This window comes from Clostridium sp. UBA5712 (assembly GCF_002419845.1).
Taxonomy (GTDB): Bacteria; Bacillota; Clostridia; order Clostridiales; family Clostridiaceae; genus Clostridium_J; species Clostridium_J sulfidigenes.
Map to the genome: position 1 here is coordinate 173,293 of NZ_DIGW01000012.1, position 22,624 is coordinate 195,916.

Genomic DNA, 22,624 nt, shown 5'->3' on the forward strand with positions numbered 1-22,624 from the left:
GATAGATTTTAATTACAGTATATAAAAAGGAAATATAGGGAGACAAAAACACATTTAAGGTAAGATAAACTATATAAAAATATTTACTAATATTTGTTATTTAGGGTATAATTAAATTAATTTTATAAAGGGAGTGATGGTAATGGGATTATTTAGTAGTGTAATAGGAAATGCGTCAGAGGTGGATATCAATAAAATCAAGGAAGACTATATGAAATTATTAGGTTCTAATGAACAAATAGAAAAAGCATACAAGCTAGTAAGAGATATGATTATATTTACAAACAAAAGATTAATTATTATTGATAAGCAAGGGGTTACTGGTAAAAAGGTAGAGTATCATTCAGTACCATATAGAGCAATTACTAATTTCAAAGTGGAAACATCAGGACATTTTGATTTAGATGCAGAACTTAAAATATTTGTTTCAGGAATGAGCATGCCTATAGAAAAGACCTTTAGTAGCAGTTGTAACATTTATGAAGTACAATCAATATTAGCAGAATATTGTAGTAGATAGTATAAACTAAAGAGTGCATGATAATGAGTATTAGAAGCTAAGATTAAAATTAAAGAAAAAATAATTTGCATATGTAAAAGTGGATTCTTGGTGAATCCACTTTTGCATCCATTGTTAAGATAAATATATAAACTTTATATTGTTAGCTGTGAAATAATATTACCTATTTTTAAACTATATTCTTAAGTTCCATAAGATTAGTAATCTCATATGTAGGTTTTATAGAACCTTTGTTTATAATCTTATTTGAATTAAACCAGCAGGTATCTATACCAAAACGTATTCCACCTTGTATATCTGAAGTTAAGCTATCTCCTACCATTAATACTTTAGTTTTATCAGTATGATTTATATTTTTTAAAGCGTGCTGGAATATTTTCGGATCAGGCTTAGATACTTCAATCTCATCAGATATTACTACATCCTCAAAGTATTTTCCTATAACAGATTTTCTTATTCTATTATCTTGGACATCTTTAAGACCATTAGTAATTATAATAAGTCTATAATATTTATGTAGACTTTCTATAAGAGCCATACTATCATCATATAAAAATGATGCACAGGATAAATGTTTTACATATGATTTTGCAAATTTAACTTCATCAAATTTAGCATTTAATTTATATAATAGTCTTCTAAATCTTTCAATATTCAAATCACTCTGAATGATAAGTCCATCTTCAAACTCTTTCCATATAATTGTATTTATATCCTTATATACTTTTAAATGATAATTTTCATCATAATCTATGCCAAACTCAATCATAGTATTTTTAAGAGCGTATCTCTCAGATTTTTTAAAATCAAATAAAGTTTCATCTGCATCAAAAATTATAACTTCGTAATTCATAATAAACCTCCATCTATACTTTACATCCTCTATTGCATAAGTTACCATATTGATGTATATATCTATAGGATATATGTCATGATAAGGAGAATTTATGAAAAAAATATTGAATCAGCAACTCTTAAACAAGTATTTTACTAAGTATAATATAGAAAATCTATTTGATGAGGATATAGTAAACTATGCTCAACTCCATTTTTATGAAAAAGATGAAGTTATATTAGAAGCGGAGGATGAACTTGAATATTACTATTTGCTTGTAGATGGGAAAGTTAAAATATCATATCTTTTTGAAAATGGTAAATCAATGCTATTAAAGTTTTATAAAGACTTTAATACTATAGGAGATTTAGAGTTTTTAAAAAATAAGTCCATACAATGTAATGTTGAAGCTATAGAAAATACTTTTTTAATTGCCATACCATCAACTATACTTAGAGCAAATTATATTGATAATGTGAACTTTTTACATCATTTAGTAGGTTCTTTAAGTGAAAAACTTCATGAAACCATTAATAATAGTTCATATAACTTTGTATATCCTCTTGTAAATAGGCTAGCTAGCTACCTAGTTGAGCATTTAGAAGATGATAGAAATTATATTCTTTTAAACTCATCATTTAAAGAGATTGCTGAATTTTTAGGAACAACTTATAGGCATTTAGTGAGAACATTTAAAGAGTTTGAATCAAAATCAATTATAAAATGTGATAATAAAAAAATATATATATTAGATGAGGATAGACTTAATGAGTTATCTAAAAATGTGTATATGAAATCCCTTTAGATATAGAAGCAATACGTCTAAATGTAGAAGAAGCATTCATAAGATAAAATTATTTATAATATATATAACATAGATAAATAATTAAGGGGGCTATTATGAGTTATACTACTGAAAGACAACCACAAGGTATTGCCAAAAGTGCAGAAGGATTTTTAAGAGAAGGGCTTGTTGCAGAAGTTGTAGCAATAAATGATTATAGTCATTTTATAACAATTACAGAAAATAAAGAACTTAAGGAACTATTTCATCATATTATGGAAGATGAAAAGAGACATTATGCAATGTTTTTAAATGCTCTAAGATGTATTGATCCAGAGCAAGCTGCTTTAGAAGAAGAAGCTAGGGAACATGTAAATATATCATCTAAGGAAAAGTATAAAGACTACACTAATAAATATGATAAGGATGTTAATCTACTTGTAACTATTAGAGAGGGAATAAAGGGAGAGTTAGAGGCTATTTTGCTTTATGAACAATTTGTTAGAAACTTAGATAACAGTACTTTAGTTAAAATAATAAATGAAATAACTAGAGATGAAAAGGAACATGTGGAAGAATTAACTAGAGCTTTAGTTATTTTAGATAAATATAATTATGGAACATTATAAGAAAGTATAAAATAATCTGTGTAAACCCAATAAGAAGAATATGATTATTCTTATATAATTTGGGGAGCACAGATTATATTTTTAATGTAATAGAGACTTTAAGTGTACTGAGTTAATTCCTCAAAAATATCAATACCTCTGTCGTCATATAAGAAAAACACAGTTCCTGTTTCAAGGTCTATGATGTAAACAGAACAATCAAGCTCTGTGTTATCCCCTAAATCAGAGGTAATTATTTTACGAAAAAGTGTTTCAATATCAATTTTATTGGTTTTCCATATATATCTTATACCATGAAAGGTTTCTTCTTCGTCAGTCCAATGAAAGGGAATGGTTTGGTTTTCGGCCGCTGCAAGGCATGACTCAACAAATTCTTTTTCGTTCTTTACCGCACGATTGTATTTATCTTCATAAATAACGGCTAAATTATTAGTAAAATGTTTCTGTATATAGAGCTTTATGGCAAGCTGAGAGCAAGTATCAATATATTCCGTTCTTGCATTTAGAGCATCATCATAGGGATTATCACACTCTAATGGAAACTCTTTACAGAAGTGGGTAGTTAATAATGATTGGTTTAACAATTGGTTTCTAAACATTCCAATTGCTTCATACGTATGATGTGACCATTCGCTCCAAAAGGCAAAATATCCATCTCTTTCATAAGGTTCGTCTGGTAAAATTTTAGGTGACACTGGTTATAAAACTTCTCAACAGCCCTAGAAAATCGTAAAACCTCATTTCGATATTTTAGCAATGAAACCGTGTAGGTGGTTCCTTCTTCCGTTTGGATAACAACCACATCTGTCTTGTGCGTAACAGAATAATCAATACCATTATCGCATCCAATTATTGTTACTTCACTCAAAGTGTCAGATGCAAATAAACTGTTACCACAACAAGGAAGCATCTGTTCATAAGGAGTAATCGCATGATCATGTGTTAAGGTTCTAAGCATCTGTAGTGCAGAAGCACTTGTACAGCATGAGTAATTTAACCGTGTATCTCCGATTGTGACTGTAACATCTCCGTGTAGGCATAAATCTTTTGGAGCGTCTTCAGAATCATCAATCCAGCAGAGATTTGACCAAGAAATTACAAATGGTGTGTCTTTCATTATCATAAGCCATCCTCCTAAAAAAGAGTTTCTAATGTAGTGTCATGGAATATATGCATAAACTGTTGATTGCAGAACACAGCATTTTCAATTAGGGATTCTATGCTATCAAATGCCTGCTCATCCTCGGATATCCACAAAGAAACCGTCTTGGCAGAGCCGTTTTTTGAAATAAAGCATTTTATCTCCTTGTATGAAAACTCAAGCTCACGCCCTGCATTTATCAAATATAACAATGCAGCTAAGGAATGATACTGAAACAACTCATTTGCTAGGTTATCATACAAGTTTTCGGACATATCCTCAAGTACATATTTTCCTTTTGTGCCATCAGCATTAATATAAAATCCATCAATGATTTCATTGATACCTCCACCAAATGACCAGTTGTTGGATTCAATAAAACCAATAAATTTATTGAAAAATTCATCTTCAGATAGATTCATTGGCACTTCTACGCAGCCTTGTATCTCAAACTCTTTGCTCAAAATAATCACCACCTATCATATAAATTCAATTTATAAGCGTAAATCTCATCAACTACCTTTTAGTAAATATTTGCATGGTTGTATTTTTTATCATTTTACCATGACCAGACAAATACATCAACGGCTTAAATATGAGCAGCAAAGAAGAAGAAATTGTAAAGAAACAAGAATAATGCTATGCTTATATAAAACCTTAAAAATTGATAAATATAAGAATGAATAATTAACATGAAAGAACATAATTGGGAGCGATATTATGAATATAAAAATAGAAAAAAACTGTGATAATGTAGATTGGAGCTTGATTCCAGAAATATTAAAGCTGGGAGGTATGGGGTATTTTGATGAAGCAACCCATAAGAAAGCCTTTGAAAACAGCTATATTGCTATATTTGTATATGATAATGATAATCTTATTGGATTTGGAAGAGCATTATCAGATGGAGTTTATCAAGGTGCAATTTATGATGTAGCCATATTGCCACAGTATCAAGGTAAAGGAATAGGAAAGTTAATTGTAAGCACTATACTTGAGTCATTGCCAGGATGCAATGTGATTTTATATGCTGCTATGGGAAAAGAAGGATTCTATAATAGCTTTAATTTTAGAAAGATGAAAACTGGTATGGCTTTATTTAATAATGCTGAAGATATGAAAGAAAAGGGATTTATTGAATAGAAAACTTTATAAAAAATATTATTATAAACCCTTTAATAATTTATAGATGAATATTATAATATTTAGAGAGACTAAATTATATGACTATTATAATTATTTAGATATTTTAAAAATTAATTACTTTTATATCTAAGATTAAAGAATAATAGGAATATAAAATTTATATTATCGGGAGGGCGAAAAATGATAACAGTAAACAAAGAAAAGGTTCTAAATACAGCAAAAGAAATATTGCTTATTGATAGCCCAAGTGGATTTTGTTATGACGTTATGGACAAAATCCAATCAATGACAGAAGAACTAGGTTATGCTTTTGAAAAGACTGTTAAAGGCTGTGGAGTTATAACTGTTCCAGGAAAAAGTAGTGATAAAGTAATAGGGTTATCTGCACATGTAGATACATTAGGAGCTATGGTAAGATCTATTTCTAGCGAAGGTACTTTAAAGTTTACTTTAATTGGAGGACCAATAGTTCCTACTTTAGATGCTGAATATTGTAAGGTTAGAACTAGAGAAGGAAAAATATATAATGGAACATTCCTAAGTACAAGTCCAGCAGCTCACGTATTTGAAGATGCAAAATCTAAAGCTCGTGATCCAAAGAATATGGAAGTAAGACTTGATGAAGTTGTAAAATCTAAAGAAGATGTAGAAAAACTAGGAATATGCCCTGGAGATTTTATATTTATAGATCCTAAAACTACTATAACAGAAAGTGGATTTTTGAAATCTAGATTTATAGATGATAAAGGTAGCGTTGCATGTTTAATGAATCTTCTTCATATATTAAGTAGCGAAAAGATAGTTCCTACCTATACTACTAAAGTATTTATATCTGTTTATGAAGAAGTTGGACATGGTTCAGCTTATATACCATCAGATATAACAGAAATGATAGCTGTAGATATGGGATGTATTGGAGAAGATTTATCTTGTACAGAATATGATGTTTCTATCTGTGCTAAGGATTCTAATGGGCCATATGATTTTAATATGACTACAGACCTAGTAAATCTTGCTAAAAGCAACGAAATAAAATATGCTGTAGACATTTATCCAATGTATGGTTCAGATGTTGGAGCAGCACTTAGTGGTGGAAATAATATTAAAGGTGCACTAATAGGACCTGGAGTTCATGCTTCCCATGGAATGGAAAGAACTCACTACACAGCTTTAGAAGGAACAATAAAATTATTATATGCTTACTTAACAAGATAGTTATTAAGACTCAATTTATCATTAGATATGGTAAGTTGAGTCTTATTTCTACAAGAAATTTTCCCCATGATTAAAGATATTGAAAAATCTATAACAACATATAAGCAAAGTATAATTAGGTTTACATATAATTCAATATTAAGTATAATTTAGATATATTATGGATATGAATTTTACGATAAAAAGGGGGAGACATATTGAATTATAAAATAAAAAAAGAAATTATTATTACCCTTGCCTTTGTGATAGGATTTATCCTTTTAATAGGAGGAATGTACATATCATTGCCAGCTAATGAGAAAAGCTATATAGGCAAAAATTCTTCTAATATAGATTTCACTAATTATGAGGATTATTCTGCATTAGAAATTTTTGATGATAGTGTAAAGGATAAAAAGATAGTTTTGACTAATGAAGAAATTGGAATAAAGGAGAATGCGCAAATTCAATATAAATTTATATCTTACTTAATGGATACATGGAAGTTAAAATATTTTTTAGTTGATGTAGGGTATGCAGAAGCTGCAATTATAAATGAATACTTACAGACTGGAGATGAATCCTTATTAGAATCATATAATAATAGTTCTATGGGATATGCATTTATTGGAGATTCAAAGCAGGAAATGCTAAAAAAATTATACCTAAAAAATAGCCAACTTCCCGATAATAAAAAATTAAATATAATGGGAATAGGAATAAATGAGTCCGTTCAATCTGTTGACTTATATTTTAAAAGGATAATTAGTAGAAATCCTGATTTAACAGATAAGCAGATAGAAAATATAAATAATATTTTGGAAAACTTAAAAAGTGAAGAGATTATAACAAATATAAGTAATGATGAGGAATTAGAAAAAAGAAATGAAATAATTTTAAAGCATATTGATAATTTTTATAGTGATATTAATGCCAATGAAGAAGAATATAAAGAAGCTTTAAATGATGATTTAAATAACATAAAAATTGTTTTAGATAATATAAGAAATTTGCAAGAAATTATGAAAACATATCATCAAGATGATTCAAATAATACAAATGGAAATGAAAAGTATTCTCAATATTTATATGATAATTTGAATAGTTTCTATAAAGATATGAATATGAAAAGATGTTATATCCATGTATACCAGATATATAGCTATCAACATAAAATTTTAGATGTAGATTTTTTAGGAGCAAAAATTGCAAAGGATAAGAAATTTAAGGATAAGGTTTTAGGGATTAATGTTATATACCAAAAAGGTAAATTTAATTTTGATAATACACATATGCAAATAAATGCAGCAAGAGAAGATTTAAATACGCTCATCGAAGAAATAAAGTTAGATAAAGAGGATATGGTAATAGATTTAAACAACTCAAGAAGTCCATATAAAAGAAAATTTACTCCTATATATTTTCCATTTCCAGATGATATCTTATATTCACAAGAAGATGTAGCTGGGGAAGAAGTTGGAGGAATTATAGGGAAAAAACCAGGGGTAACTACTGATTATTTTCAAGGAGTAATTATTATAAAGAATCCTTCTATAGACGAAACTTATTATAATAGATTATATAATAATCAATAAATAATTGGTTTATTCAAGTCACTGCAATAAATGGCTTGAATTTATTATAATAAAGTATTATTCTAAAGATGGAATACTAAATTTAAATTTTCATAAAAATAAATGTAAAGGTTTAAAAATCTAACGGAAAAGATAAAACAATCTAATCTGAAAGAAAACTATAAAACCAGAACCATAGTTATTGTTATATATTATGGGTCTAGCTTTCTTTCTATATTAAGATGGCTAGACTTTTATTTTAGGTTAAGTATATTATAAAATTATATTGTAAAGGGGAAAATTATGATAAGAGATTTAATAGATAAGTTAGCTTTAACTAATAATTTATCTTCAGAGGAGTTATTGTACATATTAGATAATTTGAATGAAGAAAGTAAAAAATATTTAATAGAAAAAGCTCATGAAACTAGGATGAAAGTATATGGAGATAAAGTATATATAAGAGGTCTCATTGAATTCACTAATTACTGTAGCATGAATTGTGTTTATTGTGGAATTAGAGCAGAAAATAAAAATGCTGATAGATATAGACTTACTCTAGAAGAGATATTAGAATGTGCAGACCTAGGAGATGAACTAGGATATAAAACTTTTGTATTACAAGGAGGGGAAGATCCATATTATACAGATGAAAGATTAGTACAGGTTATTAAAGCTATAAAACAAAGATATCCTGAAAATGCTATAACAATTTCTTTAGGAGAGAGAAGTTATGAATCCTATAAGAAACTTTATGATGCAGGTGCAGATAGATACTTATTAAGACACGAAACTGCTACAAAAGAACTTTATGATAGATTTCATCCAGGTGCTACCTTTGAGAATAGAAGACAATGCCTATACAACCTAAAGGAAATAGGATATCAAATAGGGGCAGGATTTATGGTGGGGTTACCTGGACAAGAAAATAAGGATTTAGTTAATGACTTAAGATTTATAAAAGAACTATCTCCTCATATGTGTGGATTGGGTCCTTTTATACCCCATAAGGACACAGTATTAAAGGATTGTAAATCAGGAACTTTAGAAAAAACTATTACTATGCTAGCTTTAGTAAGACTTTTAGTCCCAAATATTTTATTACCTGCTACTACAGCACTAGGTAGTATTAATCCTTTGGGAAGGGAGATGGGAATTAAAGCTGGAGCAAATGTTGTTATGCCTAACCTATCACCAAGAAGTGTGAGAGAGAAATATTCTCTTTATGATGGAAAGATATGCACTGGAGATGAAGCAGCAGAATGTAGATATTGTATTGAAAATAGAATAAAAAGTGCAGGATTCCAGTTAGATATTACTAGAGGAGATAATTTAGACTGGATACGTAAGCAATAGATTAGAAGGAGAGAGAGAATGAATACTACACCTAATTCTAATAGAACGCATATAGCTATATATGGTAAAACTAATGTAGGAAAATCATCATTATTAAATAAAATTCTTAAACAAGAAATTTCTATAGTTTCAGATGTAAGAGGAACTACTACAGACCCAGTTTCAAAGGCAATGGAGTTAATTCCAATTGGTCCAGTTCTATTTATTGATACAGCAGGACTTTGGGATGATACCAAGCTTGGAGCTGTAAGGAGTGAGAAAACTCTTGAAATAGTTAAGAGGACAGATTTAGCTCTATATGTTATGGATTCTGATGATATAGACATAAAAGCTTACGAAGAAGTAAAGTTAAATTTTAAAAAGTATAATGTGCCACATATCCTTGTCATTAATAAGATAGATGTTTTAAATAATAATAAAATAATAGATTTGAAAAATGAGTTTTCTGAAGGTGTATTTGTATCTTCCATAACTGGTGAAGGAATTGAAACTTTAAAGGGAAAAATTATAGCTATGGTACAAGAGAATCAAGAGGAACTTCCCATAATAGGTGATTTATTACCTTATAATAGTAAGGTTGTTCTTGTAGTACCTATAGATTCAGAAGCACCGAAAGGAAGGTTAATATTACCTCAGGTTCAATGCATAAGAGATTGTTTAGATTATGGAATAAAAAGTTATGTAGTAAGAGATACAGAATTGGAATCTGCTCTGGTAGATATTAAGGATATAGACTTAGTAATAACAGATTCCCAAGCTTTTAAGAAGGTAGATAAAATAGTTCCATCTAATATTAAATTAACTAGTTTCTCTATGCTCTTTGCAAGACATAAAGGAGACCTATCTGTATTTGTAGAGGGGGCTAATAAAATCAAAGACCTTAATGAAAATTCACGAATACTTATATCAGAAAGCTGCTCTCATAATGTGTCTCATGAAGATATAGGAAAAGTTAAGATTCCAAAGCTTTTAAATAAGCATGTAGGATTTGATCTTAATTATGAATATAGAGTTGGTCATGATTTCCCAGAGGACATTGAAAAATATGATTTGATAATTCATTGTGGAGCATGTATGATAAATAGAAAAACTGTTATTAACAGAATAAATCAGTGCAAAGATAAGAAGGTTTCTATAACTAACTATGGAGTTATACTTGCATATTTAACAGGTATTTTAGATCGAACCTTATCAATTTATAAAATGTAAATTATTCCATATAGAATATAAATTTGACAATTCAAATAGCAAGGTATAAAATATCTATGGGTGTAAAGCTTATTTTGCACCCATAAATAATAGCATAAGCATTAGGCTTCAGAGGACGATAATCTTCCCCTGAGGCTATGTTCGTTGCCACGATACTCTACTTTAGTACTTAGTGGTAGAAATAAGTATTAAAATAGAATATTGTTGAGTGACTAAAGCTAAAGTAAAGGATGGAGAAAAGATGTCACCAAAGATTTTTACTCTTATTAAAGAGAAAAAGATTACTAAAGAGCAAGTAATGAAGGATGTTATGGCTGGAATTATAGTAGCTATAATAGCATTACCACTTTCAATTGCACTAGGTATATCTTCTGGAGTATCTCCGGAAAAAGGCCTCATCACTGCTATAGTTGCTGGATTTATAATTTCTTTTTTAGGTGGAAGTAGAGTGCAAATAGGAGGTCCCACCGGAGCTTTTGTAGTTATAGTTTATACTATAGTACAAATGTATGGTATTAATGGTCTTATAATAGCAACCCTTATGGCTGGAATTATGCTTGTTATAATGGGAGTATTAAAATTAGGAGATCTTATAAAGTATGTTCCACATACTATAACTGTAGGTTTTACTAGTGGGATAGCCATAACTTTATTATCTACACAAGTTAAAGATTTTTTAGGACTTAATATTAAAAATGTACCAGCAGAGTTTATACCTAAGTGGCAAAGCTACTTTTCTAATATGGGCACTTTAAATATTACTGCACTTTTAGTTGGAATTGGATGTATACTGATAATGGTGTTTTGGCCAAAGGTAAATAAAACTATTCCGGGTTCCGTTATAGCACTTATTGTATCTACTCTAGCAGTTCAGTTATTTAATTTACCAGTAGAAACAATAGGTAGTAGATATGCACAAATATCATCTAGTATACCAGTGCCTTCAATTCCCATGTTTGAAATAGAAACAATAAAAGTTTTATTTAAGCCAGCTATGACTATTGCAATATTAGCAGCTATAGAATCATTACTATCAGCAGTTGTAGCTGATGGAATGATAGATGATAGTCATGATTCAAATATGGAGCTCATTGCTCAAGGTATTGGAAATATAGGTTCAGCTTTATTTGGAGGAATTCCAGCTACAGGAGCCATTGCAAGAACAGCAGCTAATGTTAAAAATGGTGGTAGAAGTCCAATTTCAGGAATGGTACATGCTATAACCTTATTATTAATAATGCTATTATTTATGCCTTTAGCTAAAATGATACCTATGACAACTTTGGCAGCAGTATTAATTGTAGTTTCTTATAATATGGGTGAGTGGTCAACCTTTAAATCCCTTCTTAAAGCACCAAAAAGTGATATTATAATTTTACTTTTAACTTTTATATTTACTATAGTATTTGATTTAGTAGTAGCTATAGAGATAGGAATGATTCTAGCTATGTTCTTATGGATAAGAAGATTAGCTGAAACTACAGATATTAAAAAAGTTCAAGGAATAAAAAGCAAAAGAAATAAAGATGGAGAAGTAATACAGATTGATAATAATAAAATTTTAATATATGAAGTAAACGGACCTTTCTTCTTTGGAGTAGTTCAAGATTTTATTAAGATGATAAGTAAAATTGAGACTGCAGCAGAAGTATTATTATTAGACATGAGGCATACTCAAGCATTAGATGCCAGTGCAATTTCAGCGCTAGAAAGGTTACACAATCATTGTAATAAGCACAATATAAAACTGATAATATCCAATCTACAACTACAACCTAAAAAAGCACTTACTAAAATGGAGTTTGTAAAATCCTTAGGTGAAGAAGCGGTGTTTAATACGAGAGAAGAAGGATTAAAGGCTGCACATGAGTATATAAATATAGAAGGAAAGCTTTTGGGATAAAATTAAAGGTTCTGTATAAATAGTTTACTATTTGCATACAGAACCTATTTTTCTTATATAAGAGGACTTATATAAGAGGTTCTTTTACCTTTATTTATAAGCATTGATAGGCAGTCAGCAATTATACTCATGCCAACTTGAATTTCTTCTAAATTAGTGGCAGCATAACTAAGTCTTAAAGTGTTATCTATATTTTTATCTTTATTTACATAGAATACATTGCAAGGAACAATTAATACATCTTTTTTTGAACATTGAACATATAGCTCACTAGCAGAAACGCCCTTAGGAAGTTTTACCCAAAAGTTAAGACCACCTTTAGGATCTATAAAATCTATGCCATATATTTTAAGCTTTTTTAGTTCTGATTTCATGGCATCATATTTTATTTTATACATCTCTATCATATATTTTAGATGTTTTTCCCAGTAACCATTTTTAAAATAAAGTTGCAGTGCTCTTTGAATTAATCCAGAAGAAGAAATGTCAGTAGTATGTTTTGCTGCTAAAAGTTCATCTTTTATAGCTTTAGGAGAAATTATAAATCCTATTCTAAGTCCAGGCATTAAAAGCTTTGAGAAGCTTTTGATATAGATAACCCTATTTTTACTATCCATAGATTTAAGGGTTTTGCTCTTAAAAGAACTATCATAGGAAAGTCCAGATAAAGAATCATCCTCCACCAAATATAAATCGTATTTATCAGCTAAAGCTAATAGCTGATTAAGTTTTTCTTCAGAATAAGAGGCTGTAGTAGGATTTTGAAATTGAGTCATTACATATATTAATTTAGGTTTATATATTTTAATATTTGCTTCTAATAACTTTAAGTTTATGCCATCAGCTTCCATGGGTACACCGATGATATTAGCTCCTCTAGATTTAAATACAGCAACAGCTCCTGTATAAGTAGGATTTTCTGTAATAACATAATCACCAGGACTTAGTAGAGCTTTACCAATTATATCGATACCCTGTTGAGCACCAGAAACTATTTGAATGCTATCTGAAGTAGCATTTATTCCATACTCTTGAAGAAAATAATCACATAAAGAAGACCTAAGAGGTTCATAACCATTGCTTTCTTGGTATCCAAATGCGTAACCTTTATCTCTATCTAGGACTTCATTTAAAGCAGATTTAAAGGCTTCAAAAGGGAAGATACCTGGATCAGGAGTAGCACTAGCAAAGTTAATAGTAGTTGAAGACATAGCAATTTGACCATTAGACATAAGCTTAAAGTCTTCCTGGTAGTTAGGAGAAGCTACATAGGTATTATGTGAATCTAGATTTTCAGAATTTATACCTCTACTATTGGATGGGGAGGATGAAATATCATAACTCATATAGATATTATCTTGCTCTGCTACATAATATCCACTTCCCTTTATAGCGTTAACGTATCCGTTTATCTCAAGTTGTTTATATGCATTAACTATAGTTACATTATTAACTTCTAATTCATTAGCTAATTTACGAATAGGGGGAAGCTTATCACCAATTTTTAAAGTGTTAGATTTTATTAATGCTTCAACTTTATTAGCTACTTGAAGGTACATAGGTATTGTAGATGATTTATCTAATTCTATTGAAATAGAGTTCATTATTAATACTCCTTTCATTATTCTAAATATAATTATTGTAACGATACAATAATTATATATTTAAGTAATGACATTGTAAAGAAAAGATTGAAGATAATTATAAGAAAAGAGCATTAATACTGCTTACAAATGTATTAATACTCCTTTTCTTGCTTATTATATTTTAGGAAGAATGCATTTTGAAAATATTTTAAGAGCATCTTTAAAGTAATATATTTTATAATCTACTGGAATAGTTGAAATTCATAGCCTTGTGCTTTGGCTTCTTTTAGTATAGAATCAAGGATTTCTGTGTTGGTCTTAGAAACTGCATGAACAAGAAGAATTGCGCCATTGTGTAAGCCGTTCATTATAGTATCTTTTGCTCTAACTGGATCAGGTTGTTTGTTTATATCCCAATCATGATATGCAAAACTCCAAAATAATGTTTTATAACCTAGATTTTTTGTCATAGCTAAAGATTTCTCGGAGTATTCACCCATTGGTGGTCTGAAATAAAGTGGCATATTTTCACCAGTAATTTCTTTAAACTTTGATTCTACATCTGAAAATTCATTATTAAATTTCTCCTCTGATCTAGTAACATCTGGCATAGAAGGATGATGATTTGTGTGATTACCAACAATATGACCTTCTTCTACCATTCTTTTTATAATATCTGGATTATCTTTTACATAAGGTGAAGTTACAAAGAATATAGCCTTAACATCATTTTCTTTTAGTATATCTAAAATTTTAGGGGTATATCCATTTTCATAACCTTCATCAAAGGTTAAATAAAGTACCTTTTTACTAGTATCTCCTACGTAATGAGCATCATATCTATTTAAATCAAACTTTAAATTTAAATTTACTTCTGGTGTCACATGTTGTTTATTTGGTTTAAACCACCATGCTATTTTTTGATTGCTAAGATTAGTAGTATCTATTTTTGAAGCTATTGGAGCAGGATCTTCATTAGATGGGTTATTAGAGCTATCATTGGATATATTTTCATCTACCTCTGACGGCTTAACTGCTAAATCATCTTTTGAGGATGAAGGATTTCTCTGATCATTTTGAGAAGCTCCCTTAATTATTTCATCATCAATTTCTTTCACAGTATTAAATACACTTTTATTTTCATCCTTGTCTGTAGTTGAGTTTGAGGTAGACCCTGTGTTAGAAGTACATCCAACAAACATAAAAGAACTTATAATTACAAGGACTAAACTTAAATTACATATAAATTTTTTACTCATTTTAATCCTCCTTTTTAGAATATCATTAGTGACTTTAGTAATTAATATACGAATAGCATGTGTTTATAGTTAATAAAAAATACAAAAAGTTTTTCTACTATAGTAATAAAAATATGTTTAACCTTTAGTAAGATTATCTTATAATGAAATGTAGAATATCGTACTATTTCCATAGTTCACTATTTAGATAGGTAAATAGCCAAATAGCTAAATAGCTATATAGGAAACTATTTAACTATTTGTTCTATTCATGCGGGTTTCAAGGTTTTTTCATTTAAATAGTAAGATTGGAAATATATTTAATATGAATATTAATAATTGCTTTGTTAATGAAAAATAAAGATTTAAGGGGCAGTGGGAATGATAAAGGTATTAACAGATACAACAATATATATTAAAGATGGAAAAATTGCAGACCATGGAGAGTCTTTAGTTATAGAAAAAGGATGTTATGCAGTACCTGGCTTTATAGATGAGCATACCCATGGTGGATACGGAATAGATGTCATGGACACTGATTATGAAGGTTTAAGAAATCTAACTAATAAATTGCCAGGAGAAGGAGTTACAGCTTTTCTTCCAACCACCATGACTGCAAGTTTGAAAAAAATAAGAGAAGCTATTGATAATACTTTAAAGGTTAAAAACCATAATGATAATAATGAAGTAGATGGAGCAGAAATAATTGGACTTCATTTGGAAGGTCCCTTTATAAATAAAAAGTATAAGGGAGCTCAGGTTGAGAATTATATTTTAACCCCAGATAGTGAGATAATGAAGGAGCTTATAAAACATTCTCACAATAACATTAAAAAGGTTACTTATGCTCCTGAATTAGACAATAAGTTCGAATTTATAAAATGTCTTACAAATAATAACATTATTCCATCAGTAGGGCATAGTGATGGAACTTTTTCTCAAATAGAAATAGCAGTAGAAAAGGGTCTTTCCAGTGTTACACATTTTCACAATGGACAAAGCTCTCATCATCATAGAGAACCTGGAGTAGTTACTGCTGGTTTTACTTTTGATGAATTAGGTGTAGAAATAATATGTGATGGAATACATCTTCACAAAGACACTATAAAAGCTGTTTATAAAATAAAGGGAAGGGAAAAAATAATATTAATAACAGATTCTATGGAAGCTAAAGGGTTAAAAGATGGTGAGTACAAACTTGGTGGACAAAAGGTTATTAAAGTTGGAAATGAAGCTAGACTTAAAGATACAACCTTAGCTGGAAGTTGTTTAACTATGATAGATGCTGTAAAGAATATAATAAAATTCACTGGATGTACCTTAGAAGACGCTGTCACTATGGCAAGTACAAATCCAGCTAGAAATTTAAATATACTTCATAGGAAGGGTAGTTTAGATAAAGGCAAGGACTGTGATATAGTAATATTAGATAATAAGTATAATATTGTAAAGACTCTATGTAAAGGAAAAGTTGTGTTTGAAAATAGATAAAAATTTTAGGATTAAGAAGGGAGAAATTATATTATGGCAAAGAAAAATAGTAAAAATAATGACTTTTTAAATACTCATAGAAATAGCTCATCCCCTAAGATATATTCTCTTTTATTGGATTTAGTAAATGATGATAGAGAAGACTTAGCCAAAATTTTATTAAAAGTAGATTATTTGCTTCAATATACCAGTAATGCTATAAAACAAAGGGATTATGCAGAAGCAAAAGAGGCTATAGAAAAGGCTAGAGAAAGAATTGATAGTTTAAAGGCTGAAAATGTGGATGTAGAGCATTTAGAATACCTCTACCAAGGGATAATTAAAAATTGCAAGACAGTTAAATAATATAACTACATAATTTTATAGCTTTATTTTATAGCTTTATTTTAGTAAAGAGTATATACTTAATTGGAATGAGCTAAGAGTTAGAACTCTGTTTATTCTATAGAGAATTTAACTAGTAGAGATAATAAAGGAGATTTTATGAGAAATTTAAAAATGGTAATAGAATATGATGGAACTAGATATAAAGGATGGCAAAAGCAAAAGGATAATGTTGCTACTATACAAGATAAAATTGAAAATGTATTAAGTAAGATGACTAATGAAGATATTCAAGTTATAGGTTGTGGTAGAACAGACACAGGAGTACATGCTAAAAACTATATAGCTAATTTTCATACTAAATCTACCCTTACCAATGAAGATATTTTGAACTATCTTTATGAATTTTTACCAGAGGATATAGTTGTAAAATCAGTAACTGATGTTCACGAAAGATTTCACTCTAGATATAATGCAAAGGCAAAAACCTATGAGTATACTATAAACAATGGAAAATATAGAAATGTATTTAATAGAAAATTTACATACCACATTGAAGAAGAAATAAATTTAAATGCTATGATGGCAGCTGCAGATATTTTGGTTGGTACCCATGATTTTAAGAGTTTCACAAGCTTAAAATCAGATAATAAATCCACTGTTAGAACTATAAATTATATTGATATAACAAAGGATGATGAGATTATTAAAATAGAAGTCAATGGAGATGGATTCCTTTTAAATATGGTTAGAATAATAGTTGGAACTCTTTTAGAAGTTGGGAAAAATCAGTTAAAGCCAAGTGATGTTGCTAAAATTTTAGAGGCAAAAGAGAGAGCACAAGCTGGACCAATGGCTCAGGCTAAAGGATTATGCTTAAAAGAAGTTGAATATAATTAATTTTAAGAGAGCAATAATGCTCTCTTTTTGTATAAGTATTGAAATTTTGTTTACCCTAAATAGAGAATGATTATTTAAGGTGGACATAAAATGGGTAAATTAAAGACGTTACAAATAATAAAGACATTTCCTAGAAATATACATATAATGGTAGCGAGTGAAGCTCTATGTGCTCTGGGCATGGGAATGTTTTTCTTTTTGCAAATTTTATATTATGATTTTATAGGTTTATCAGCTGAAGCTATAGGAACAATATTTTCTCTAGGCTCTCTATTTACTTTGACAGGCTTTTTTGTAGGACCATTTATTAAAATACTTGGAAGAAAGAGAATTTTATGTATAGGATTATTAATTTGTGCCATAGGAGTTGGGTTTCATATGGGGTTTAGAGCAATGATAATTCTTATGTTTGGTCAAATTCTTATAAATATAGGTACGTGTCTTATAAATGTTACAGAGTTACAATTGTTGTATTCATATACTATAGGTAAAAAGGAATGTTGTGCCTATAGCTATAAGTATTCCGTAAATTTAATAGCCGGAGCTGTAGGAGCACTAATAGCTGGAAATATAACAGGAATAGAATATTTTGCGAGAATAGGGTATAAAAAGTTATTTCTACTAGCAGCTATAATTCTAATAGTGACTTCAACTATTAGATGCTTATTGCTACCTAAGGATATAACTAATGTAGCAGAGAATGAAGAAATAAAGAAAAGTATGAGGAAAACAATAGAATGCTTAAAGTCTGATAAGCAAATTAGACTTTTTTCTATGCTTTTATTTATTAACGCCATAGGATTTAGTGGTGTAGCACCTTATAATAACTTAATATTAAAGAATTATTTTGGTTTAGGAAATAATATAATATCTTATATAACTTTTTCATTAACTATTTTAAGTATGTTTGGGCTTATTTTAATGCCAGGGATTATAGAACGGATGGGGGTAAAGAAATTTAACCTGACTGTATTTATAATTGCAATTATCAGTTGTTTTATGTTAGCAGTGGTTTCTAGCAGTGAATTGTTTATACTTTTCTTAGTTGTTAGAGGTATATCTGTTGGTCTTATAATTTACTCTTTAGATAGTCTGATGATGAGTAATATAGCCATAGAGCATCGAGATATATTTGCATCATTAAAGATGCTAGCTAATGGATTCTCATTAGCTATAGGGAATTTTCTTGGTGGAACTATTTTGAATAACTTGGGATATAGATATAATTATTTATACGGTTTTATTATACTTATTTGTGCTACTATATTTTTCTATCTTAAGGTTAGAAGATATATGACAAGTACTACAATAAATAGATCTTGTTCCTGTAATTTTAAGGCTAGACATATTGAATATAAGAAATAGTAGAAGTTGATAAAATAATTAACATAGACCATGTGCTTACTTGATAAATGTGGGGGAGCATATGGTCTATTGTAGTTTAATAGAGTATCATATATAATATATTTATAGCTTAATAAATGACATAAAGTAGGAGGAATCTGTATGGGGGTTACAATAAAGGACATTGCGAAGATTGCCCAAGTGTCGGCAACTACGGTTTCTAATGTTATTAATGGAAAGACAGCAAAAACTACAGAGGAGACAAAACAGAGAATACTAAATTTAATTAAGGAGCTTGACTATAAACCGAATGCCATGGCTAGGAGTTTGGTTAATGGAGAAACTAAGCTTATTGGGGTTATTTTGCCGGATATTTCTAGTTTTTATTTTTCACGAATAATTAAGGGTATTGAGGAAACGGCAGAGGAGCATGGATACAGCATATTAGTTTGCAGTACATATAATGATGCAGAAAATGAACATAAGTATATTAACCTAATGAGAGAGCACTGTGTAGATGGCATTATAATTGCGCCTAGTTTAATAAAGGAGAGTTGGCAATTTGAAGATTTATTAAGAATTAAGTATCCTATGGTGGCTATTCATCGTAGCATTAGTAGTAGTGAAGACGTTTGCAATGTATATCTAGATAGTTATAGGGATGGTTATGAAGCAACTAAATATCTTATTGAATTAGGACATAAAAATATAGGGTGTATTAATGGAACACCTTGGTTAGCAAATTGTGGAGATGGCATGGAAGGGTATAGACAAGCTATGAAAGATCATAGCTTAGAAATAGATGATGAATGGACACACTCTTCTATGCATGATGTAGAAACTGGTATTAAGGGAGCGGAAAAACTTTTAAATTGTAAAAGTAAGGTTACAGCTATAGTAGCTTGTTCTGATGTTATTGCTTATGGAGTTTATAAAGTTGCTAATAAGGTTAAGATATCTATACCATATGATTTATCTGTTATAGGTATTGATGATTTGGTTTTTTCTGAAATTATAACGCCAGCACTTACAACGTTTAAACAACCTATAAAAGAAATGGCTAGAAAAGCCACTGAAGAGTTAATATCTATAATTTTACGACAACCAAGAGAACAATCAGAGTATAGGTATACATCTGAATTAGTTATAAGAGAAAGTGTAGAAAGAATATAGTTTTAATCCCTATCTAATATAGATGGGGATTTTTTATTTGAGACAGTTACTTCATATATTTGCCATATATAATATGAAGCTGTATATTATAATTAGTGGATAATTTTTAATTTGGGAGAGAGATATGGGTATAAAGATTTTAATAGTAGAAGATGAAATATCTATAAGTGATATATTATATACTGCATTAAAAAGTGAAGGATATAATGTAAGATGTGGATTTACGGCTAAAGAAGGCAGAGAATTAGTAAAAAATTATAAACCTGATTTAGCTTTGTTAGATTTAAATTTACCAGATGAAAGTGGCTTCGAGTTATGTAAAGAAATTAATAGTAAGTATTTAATTCCAATTGTAATATTAACTGCAAGAAATGATATAGTAGATAAAATTTTAGGATTAGAGCTAGGAGCTGATGATTATATAACTAAGCCATTTCATATAAAGGAAGTCCTTGCAAGGGTTAAAACTGCTCTTAGATGTGTAGAAAAGTACAAAGTGAAGAGCCAAAGTGAATTTTTAGAAGTTTCAAATCATATAAAAATAAATATAGATAGTAGAATTGTATTAAAGGATGAAGAAGAAGTCAGATTGAAACCACAGGAATATGATTTGTTTGAATTCTTAGTGAAGAATAGGAATAGAGTATTTTCAAGAGAAGAACTTCTTAATAAAGTTTGGGGATATGATTATGATGGAGATATTAGAACTGTAGATGTTCATGTAAGAAGAATTCGAAGTAAATTAGATAATGAAAATGAGAGATATCTTATAGATACAGTATTTGGGGTAGGATATGTGATGAGGTAATAATATGAAAATAAGAGTAAAATTTATATTTTCTATACTATCTATAATTATAACTTTTGGAGTAATATTGAATTTATCCATAAGGAATATATTAATTATTAGAATGGAGACATCCATAGGTAATTCACTAAATGAAATTATGTATAGTACTAGAGAAGCTATAAAATATAGACTGCTAGCTACAGAGTTAGAGTATGAAAAAGATAGCTTAGTTAAAGAAAGCAATTACTTAAATAGATATATATCATCTAATTTCCAATGCACTGTAGAAATAAGTGATACAGATGGCAAGATATTAAGTGAGAACGTAGATGAATCTTTTAGGGAAATATTAAATAGTGGAAATAAAAATGCTGGATCTGGAACTGCTATTGTTAATCTTAAATATGAAGATAAAAAACTCTATGGAATTCTGTCCTATCCTATTTTTGTGAATGAAGATAATCTAGGGGTTCTTAGTATTATAAAAGATTATAGTGAGGTTTATGGTGAAAATAATAGGATGCTTTTATTTATAACTGTTGTAGAAGGTATTATATTATTCTTTATATTTAGCTTATGCTTTTTTATAATAACTAAAGTTACTAAGCCTATAATAACATTGACAGAAGGCGTAAAAAAAGTTGGACGAGGAGACTATAGTTTTTATATAGATGCTCATGGAAATGATGAAATAGCTATATTGTCAAGAGAATTTAATAGTATGAAAGAAAAAATAAAAGAACAAATAAATACAATAAAAGAAGAAAAACAAAAGGTAGAGAAATTAGAGAAAAGTAGAAAAGCTTTTTTTGATAATGTGACTCATGAAATGAAGACACCGTTAACTGCTATTTCTGGATATGCAGAGATGATAAATGATGGGATGGTAAAGGATGAGGCTTTTAAGAAAAGAGCTATAGAAAGAATATATCTAGAGAGTGAAAGATTACATCACTTAATTATAGAGTTAATAGAAATATCCAAGGGATTATCTTATACTACAGAAGAATTTAAGGATATTAGAATAGATAAACTTATAGATGAGATAAGTGATGACATGAGTATAAAAGCTAAAAAATACTCTATGAAAATTATAAGAAATTTAGAAAGTGGTATAGTATCAGCACAGTGTAACAGGATTAGGGAACTTATTATAAATTTAATTGATAATGGTATAAAATATTCTAAATCACAAGAGTATCTTTATATAAATGGGAAAATAGAAGGGAAGAAATATATTATAGAAGTAGAGAGTATGTCAGGAGTTATTCCTAAGGAAATATATGATCATATTTTTGAAGCTTTTATAAAATCTAATAAGTATTCAGAATCTGAAAGTAGAGGACTCGGATTATACCTATGCAGTGAAATTATAAAAGATCATGGAGGTTCTATAGATATTATAAATGGAGAAAAGGTTACTGTAAGAGTAGATATGCCATTAAGTATAAAATAACCTTGTTAATAACTTGGAAATAACTTTACTA

At 29.1% G+C, this 22,624-nt stretch carries 22 protein-coding genes; 16 read left to right on the forward strand and 6 right to left on the reverse strand.

Going from position 1 to position 22,624, the window contains the following annotated elements; all coding sequences use genetic code 11:
- The first annotated feature begins 142 nt into the window (after positions 1–142).
- Entirely contained in the window at positions 143–520 is a 378-nt protein-coding gene (locus B3B03_RS10575; RefSeq protein WP_346877270.1) for a PH domain-containing protein, read from the forward strand.
- Between the two features lie 169 nt (positions 521–689).
- Here B3B03_RS10575 and B3B03_RS10580 read toward each other — a convergent pair whose 3' ends face one another.
- Positions 690–1,373, reverse strand: a complete 684-nt coding sequence (locus B3B03_RS10580) for a YjjG family noncanonical pyrimidine nucleotidase (protein WP_346877271.1) — start codon at positions 1,371–1,373, stop codon at positions 690–692.
- A 94-nt stretch (positions 1,374–1,467) separates the two neighbouring features.
- Between B3B03_RS10580 and B3B03_RS10585 the strand changes: the two genes are divergently transcribed.
- Positions 1,468–2,160, forward strand: a complete 693-nt coding sequence (locus tag B3B03_RS10585) for a Crp/Fnr family transcriptional regulator (RefSeq protein WP_346877272.1) — start codon at positions 1,468–1,470, stop codon at positions 2,158–2,160.
- Between the two features lie 95 nt (positions 2,161–2,255).
- Positions 2,256–2,768, forward strand: coding sequence for a ferritin-like domain-containing protein (locus B3B03_RS10590; protein ID WP_346877273.1), 513 nt, complete (start codon positions 2,256–2,258; stop codon positions 2,766–2,768).
- Between the two features lie 98 nt (positions 2,769–2,866).
- Here B3B03_RS10590 and B3B03_RS10595 read toward each other — a convergent pair whose 3' ends face one another.
- The 3 genes from B3B03_RS10595 to B3B03_RS10605 are packed head-to-tail and all read right to left on the reverse strand — an operon-like array spanning position 2,867 to position 4,373.
- Positions 2,867–3,367, reverse strand: coding sequence for a DUF3885 domain-containing protein (locus B3B03_RS10595; RefSeq protein ID WP_346877274.1), 501 nt, complete (start codon positions 3,365–3,367; stop codon positions 2,867–2,869).
- Entirely contained in the window at positions 3,346–3,891 is a 546-nt protein-coding gene (locus B3B03_RS10600; RefSeq protein ID WP_346877275.1) for a hypothetical protein, read from the reverse strand. Before B3B03_RS10600 ends, B3B03_RS10595 begins: the two co-directional genes overlap by 22 nt.
- 11 nt (positions 3,892–3,902) lie before the next feature.
- On the reverse strand, positions 3,903–4,373 hold the full coding sequence (locus B3B03_RS10605; protein ID WP_346877276.1) for a hypothetical protein: 471 nt from the start codon (positions 4,371–4,373) through the stop codon (positions 3,903–3,905).
- 256 nt (positions 4,374–4,629) lie between these two features.
- Between B3B03_RS10605 and B3B03_RS10610 the strand changes: the two genes are divergently transcribed.
- The 6 genes from B3B03_RS10610 to B3B03_RS10635 all read left to right on the forward strand — a co-directional run bounded on the left by B3B03_RS10610 (position 4,630) and on the right by B3B03_RS10635 (position 12,291).
- Positions 4,630–5,052, forward strand: a complete 423-nt coding sequence (locus tag B3B03_RS10610; protein WP_346877277.1) for a GNAT family N-acetyltransferase — start codon at positions 4,630–4,632, stop codon at positions 5,050–5,052.
- Between the two features lie 183 nt (positions 5,053–5,235).
- Complete coding sequence (locus B3B03_RS10615) at positions 5,236–6,270, forward strand: M42 family metallopeptidase (protein WP_346847380.1); 1,035 nt, start codon at positions 5,236–5,238, stop codon at positions 6,268–6,270.
- Between the two features lie 197 nt (positions 6,271–6,467).
- Entirely contained in the window at positions 6,468–7,844 is a 1,377-nt protein-coding gene (locus tag B3B03_RS10620; protein ID WP_346877278.1) for a hypothetical protein, read from the forward strand.
- A gap of 282 nt (positions 7,845–8,126) precedes the next feature.
- Positions 8,127–9,179 (forward strand): [FeFe] hydrogenase H-cluster radical SAM maturase HydE, encoded by a 1,053-nt coding sequence (gene hydE, locus B3B03_RS10625; protein ID WP_346877279.1) that lies wholly within the window; start codon positions 8,127–8,129, stop codon positions 9,177–9,179.
- An 18-nt stretch (positions 9,180–9,197) separates the two neighbouring features.
- Positions 9,198–10,388, forward strand: coding sequence for a [FeFe] hydrogenase H-cluster maturation GTPase HydF (gene hydF, locus B3B03_RS10630; protein ID WP_346877280.1), 1,191 nt, complete (start codon positions 9,198–9,200; stop codon positions 10,386–10,388).
- A 241-nt stretch (positions 10,389–10,629) separates the two neighbouring features.
- Positions 10,630–12,291, forward strand: a complete 1,662-nt coding sequence (locus B3B03_RS10635) for a SulP family inorganic anion transporter (protein ID WP_346847433.1) — start codon at positions 10,630–10,632, stop codon at positions 12,289–12,291.
- A gap of 53 nt (positions 12,292–12,344) precedes the next feature.
- On the opposite strand, the gene B3B03_RS10640 is transcribed toward B3B03_RS10635, so the two are convergent.
- Together B3B03_RS10640 and pdaA are read right to left on the reverse strand one after the other, a co-directional pair.
- Complete coding sequence (locus B3B03_RS10640) at positions 12,345–13,895, reverse strand: PLP-dependent aminotransferase family protein (RefSeq protein ID WP_346877281.1); 1,551 nt, start codon at positions 13,893–13,895, stop codon at positions 12,345–12,347.
- Between the two features lie 224 nt (positions 13,896–14,119).
- The gene (gene pdaA / locus B3B03_RS10645; RefSeq protein WP_346877282.1) at positions 14,120–15,136 is read right to left on the reverse strand and encodes a delta-lactam-biosynthetic de-N-acetylase; all 1,017 of its coding nucleotides are present in this window, start codon (positions 15,134–15,136) and stop codon (positions 14,120–14,122) included.
- 360 nt (positions 15,137–15,496) lie between these two features.
- Between pdaA and nagA the strand changes: the two genes are divergently transcribed.
- The 7 genes from nagA to B3B03_RS10680 all read left to right on the forward strand — a co-directional run bounded on the left by nagA (position 15,497) and on the right by B3B03_RS10680 (position 22,593).
- Positions 15,497–16,606 (forward strand): N-acetylglucosamine-6-phosphate deacetylase, encoded by a 1,110-nt coding sequence (gene nagA, locus B3B03_RS10650; RefSeq protein WP_346847386.1) that lies wholly within the window; start codon positions 15,497–15,499, stop codon positions 16,604–16,606.
- Between the two features lie 33 nt (positions 16,607–16,639).
- On the forward strand, positions 16,640–16,951 hold the full coding sequence (locus B3B03_RS10655; RefSeq protein WP_346877283.1) for a hypothetical protein: 312 nt from the start codon (positions 16,640–16,642) through the stop codon (positions 16,949–16,951).
- 138 nt (positions 16,952–17,089) lie between these two features.
- Entirely contained in the window at positions 17,090–17,830 is a 741-nt protein-coding gene (gene truA / locus B3B03_RS10660) for a tRNA pseudouridine(38-40) synthase TruA (RefSeq protein WP_346847387.1), read from the forward strand.
- A gap of 90 nt (positions 17,831–17,920) precedes the next feature.
- A complete protein-coding gene (locus B3B03_RS10665) occupies positions 17,921–19,195 on the forward strand; it encodes an MFS transporter (protein WP_346877284.1) in 1,275 nt (424 codons plus the stop codon).
- 141 nt (positions 19,196–19,336) lie between these two features.
- Positions 19,337–20,347, forward strand: coding sequence for a substrate-binding domain-containing protein (locus tag B3B03_RS10670; RefSeq protein WP_346847389.1), 1,011 nt, complete (start codon positions 19,337–19,339; stop codon positions 20,345–20,347).
- A gap of 124 nt (positions 20,348–20,471) precedes the next feature.
- Positions 20,472–21,155 carry a response regulator transcription factor gene (locus tag B3B03_RS10675; protein WP_346847390.1) on the forward strand — a complete coding sequence of 228 codons (684 nt, stop codon included), beginning with the start codon at positions 20,472–20,474 and terminating at the stop codon, positions 21,153–21,155.
- A gap of 4 nt (positions 21,156–21,159) precedes the next feature.
- Positions 21,160–22,593 carry a HAMP domain-containing sensor histidine kinase gene (locus B3B03_RS10680; RefSeq protein ID WP_346877285.1) on the forward strand — a complete coding sequence of 478 codons (1,434 nt, stop codon included), beginning with the start codon at positions 21,160–21,162 and terminating at the stop codon, positions 22,591–22,593.
- Positions 22,594–22,624 lie beyond the last annotated feature (31 nt).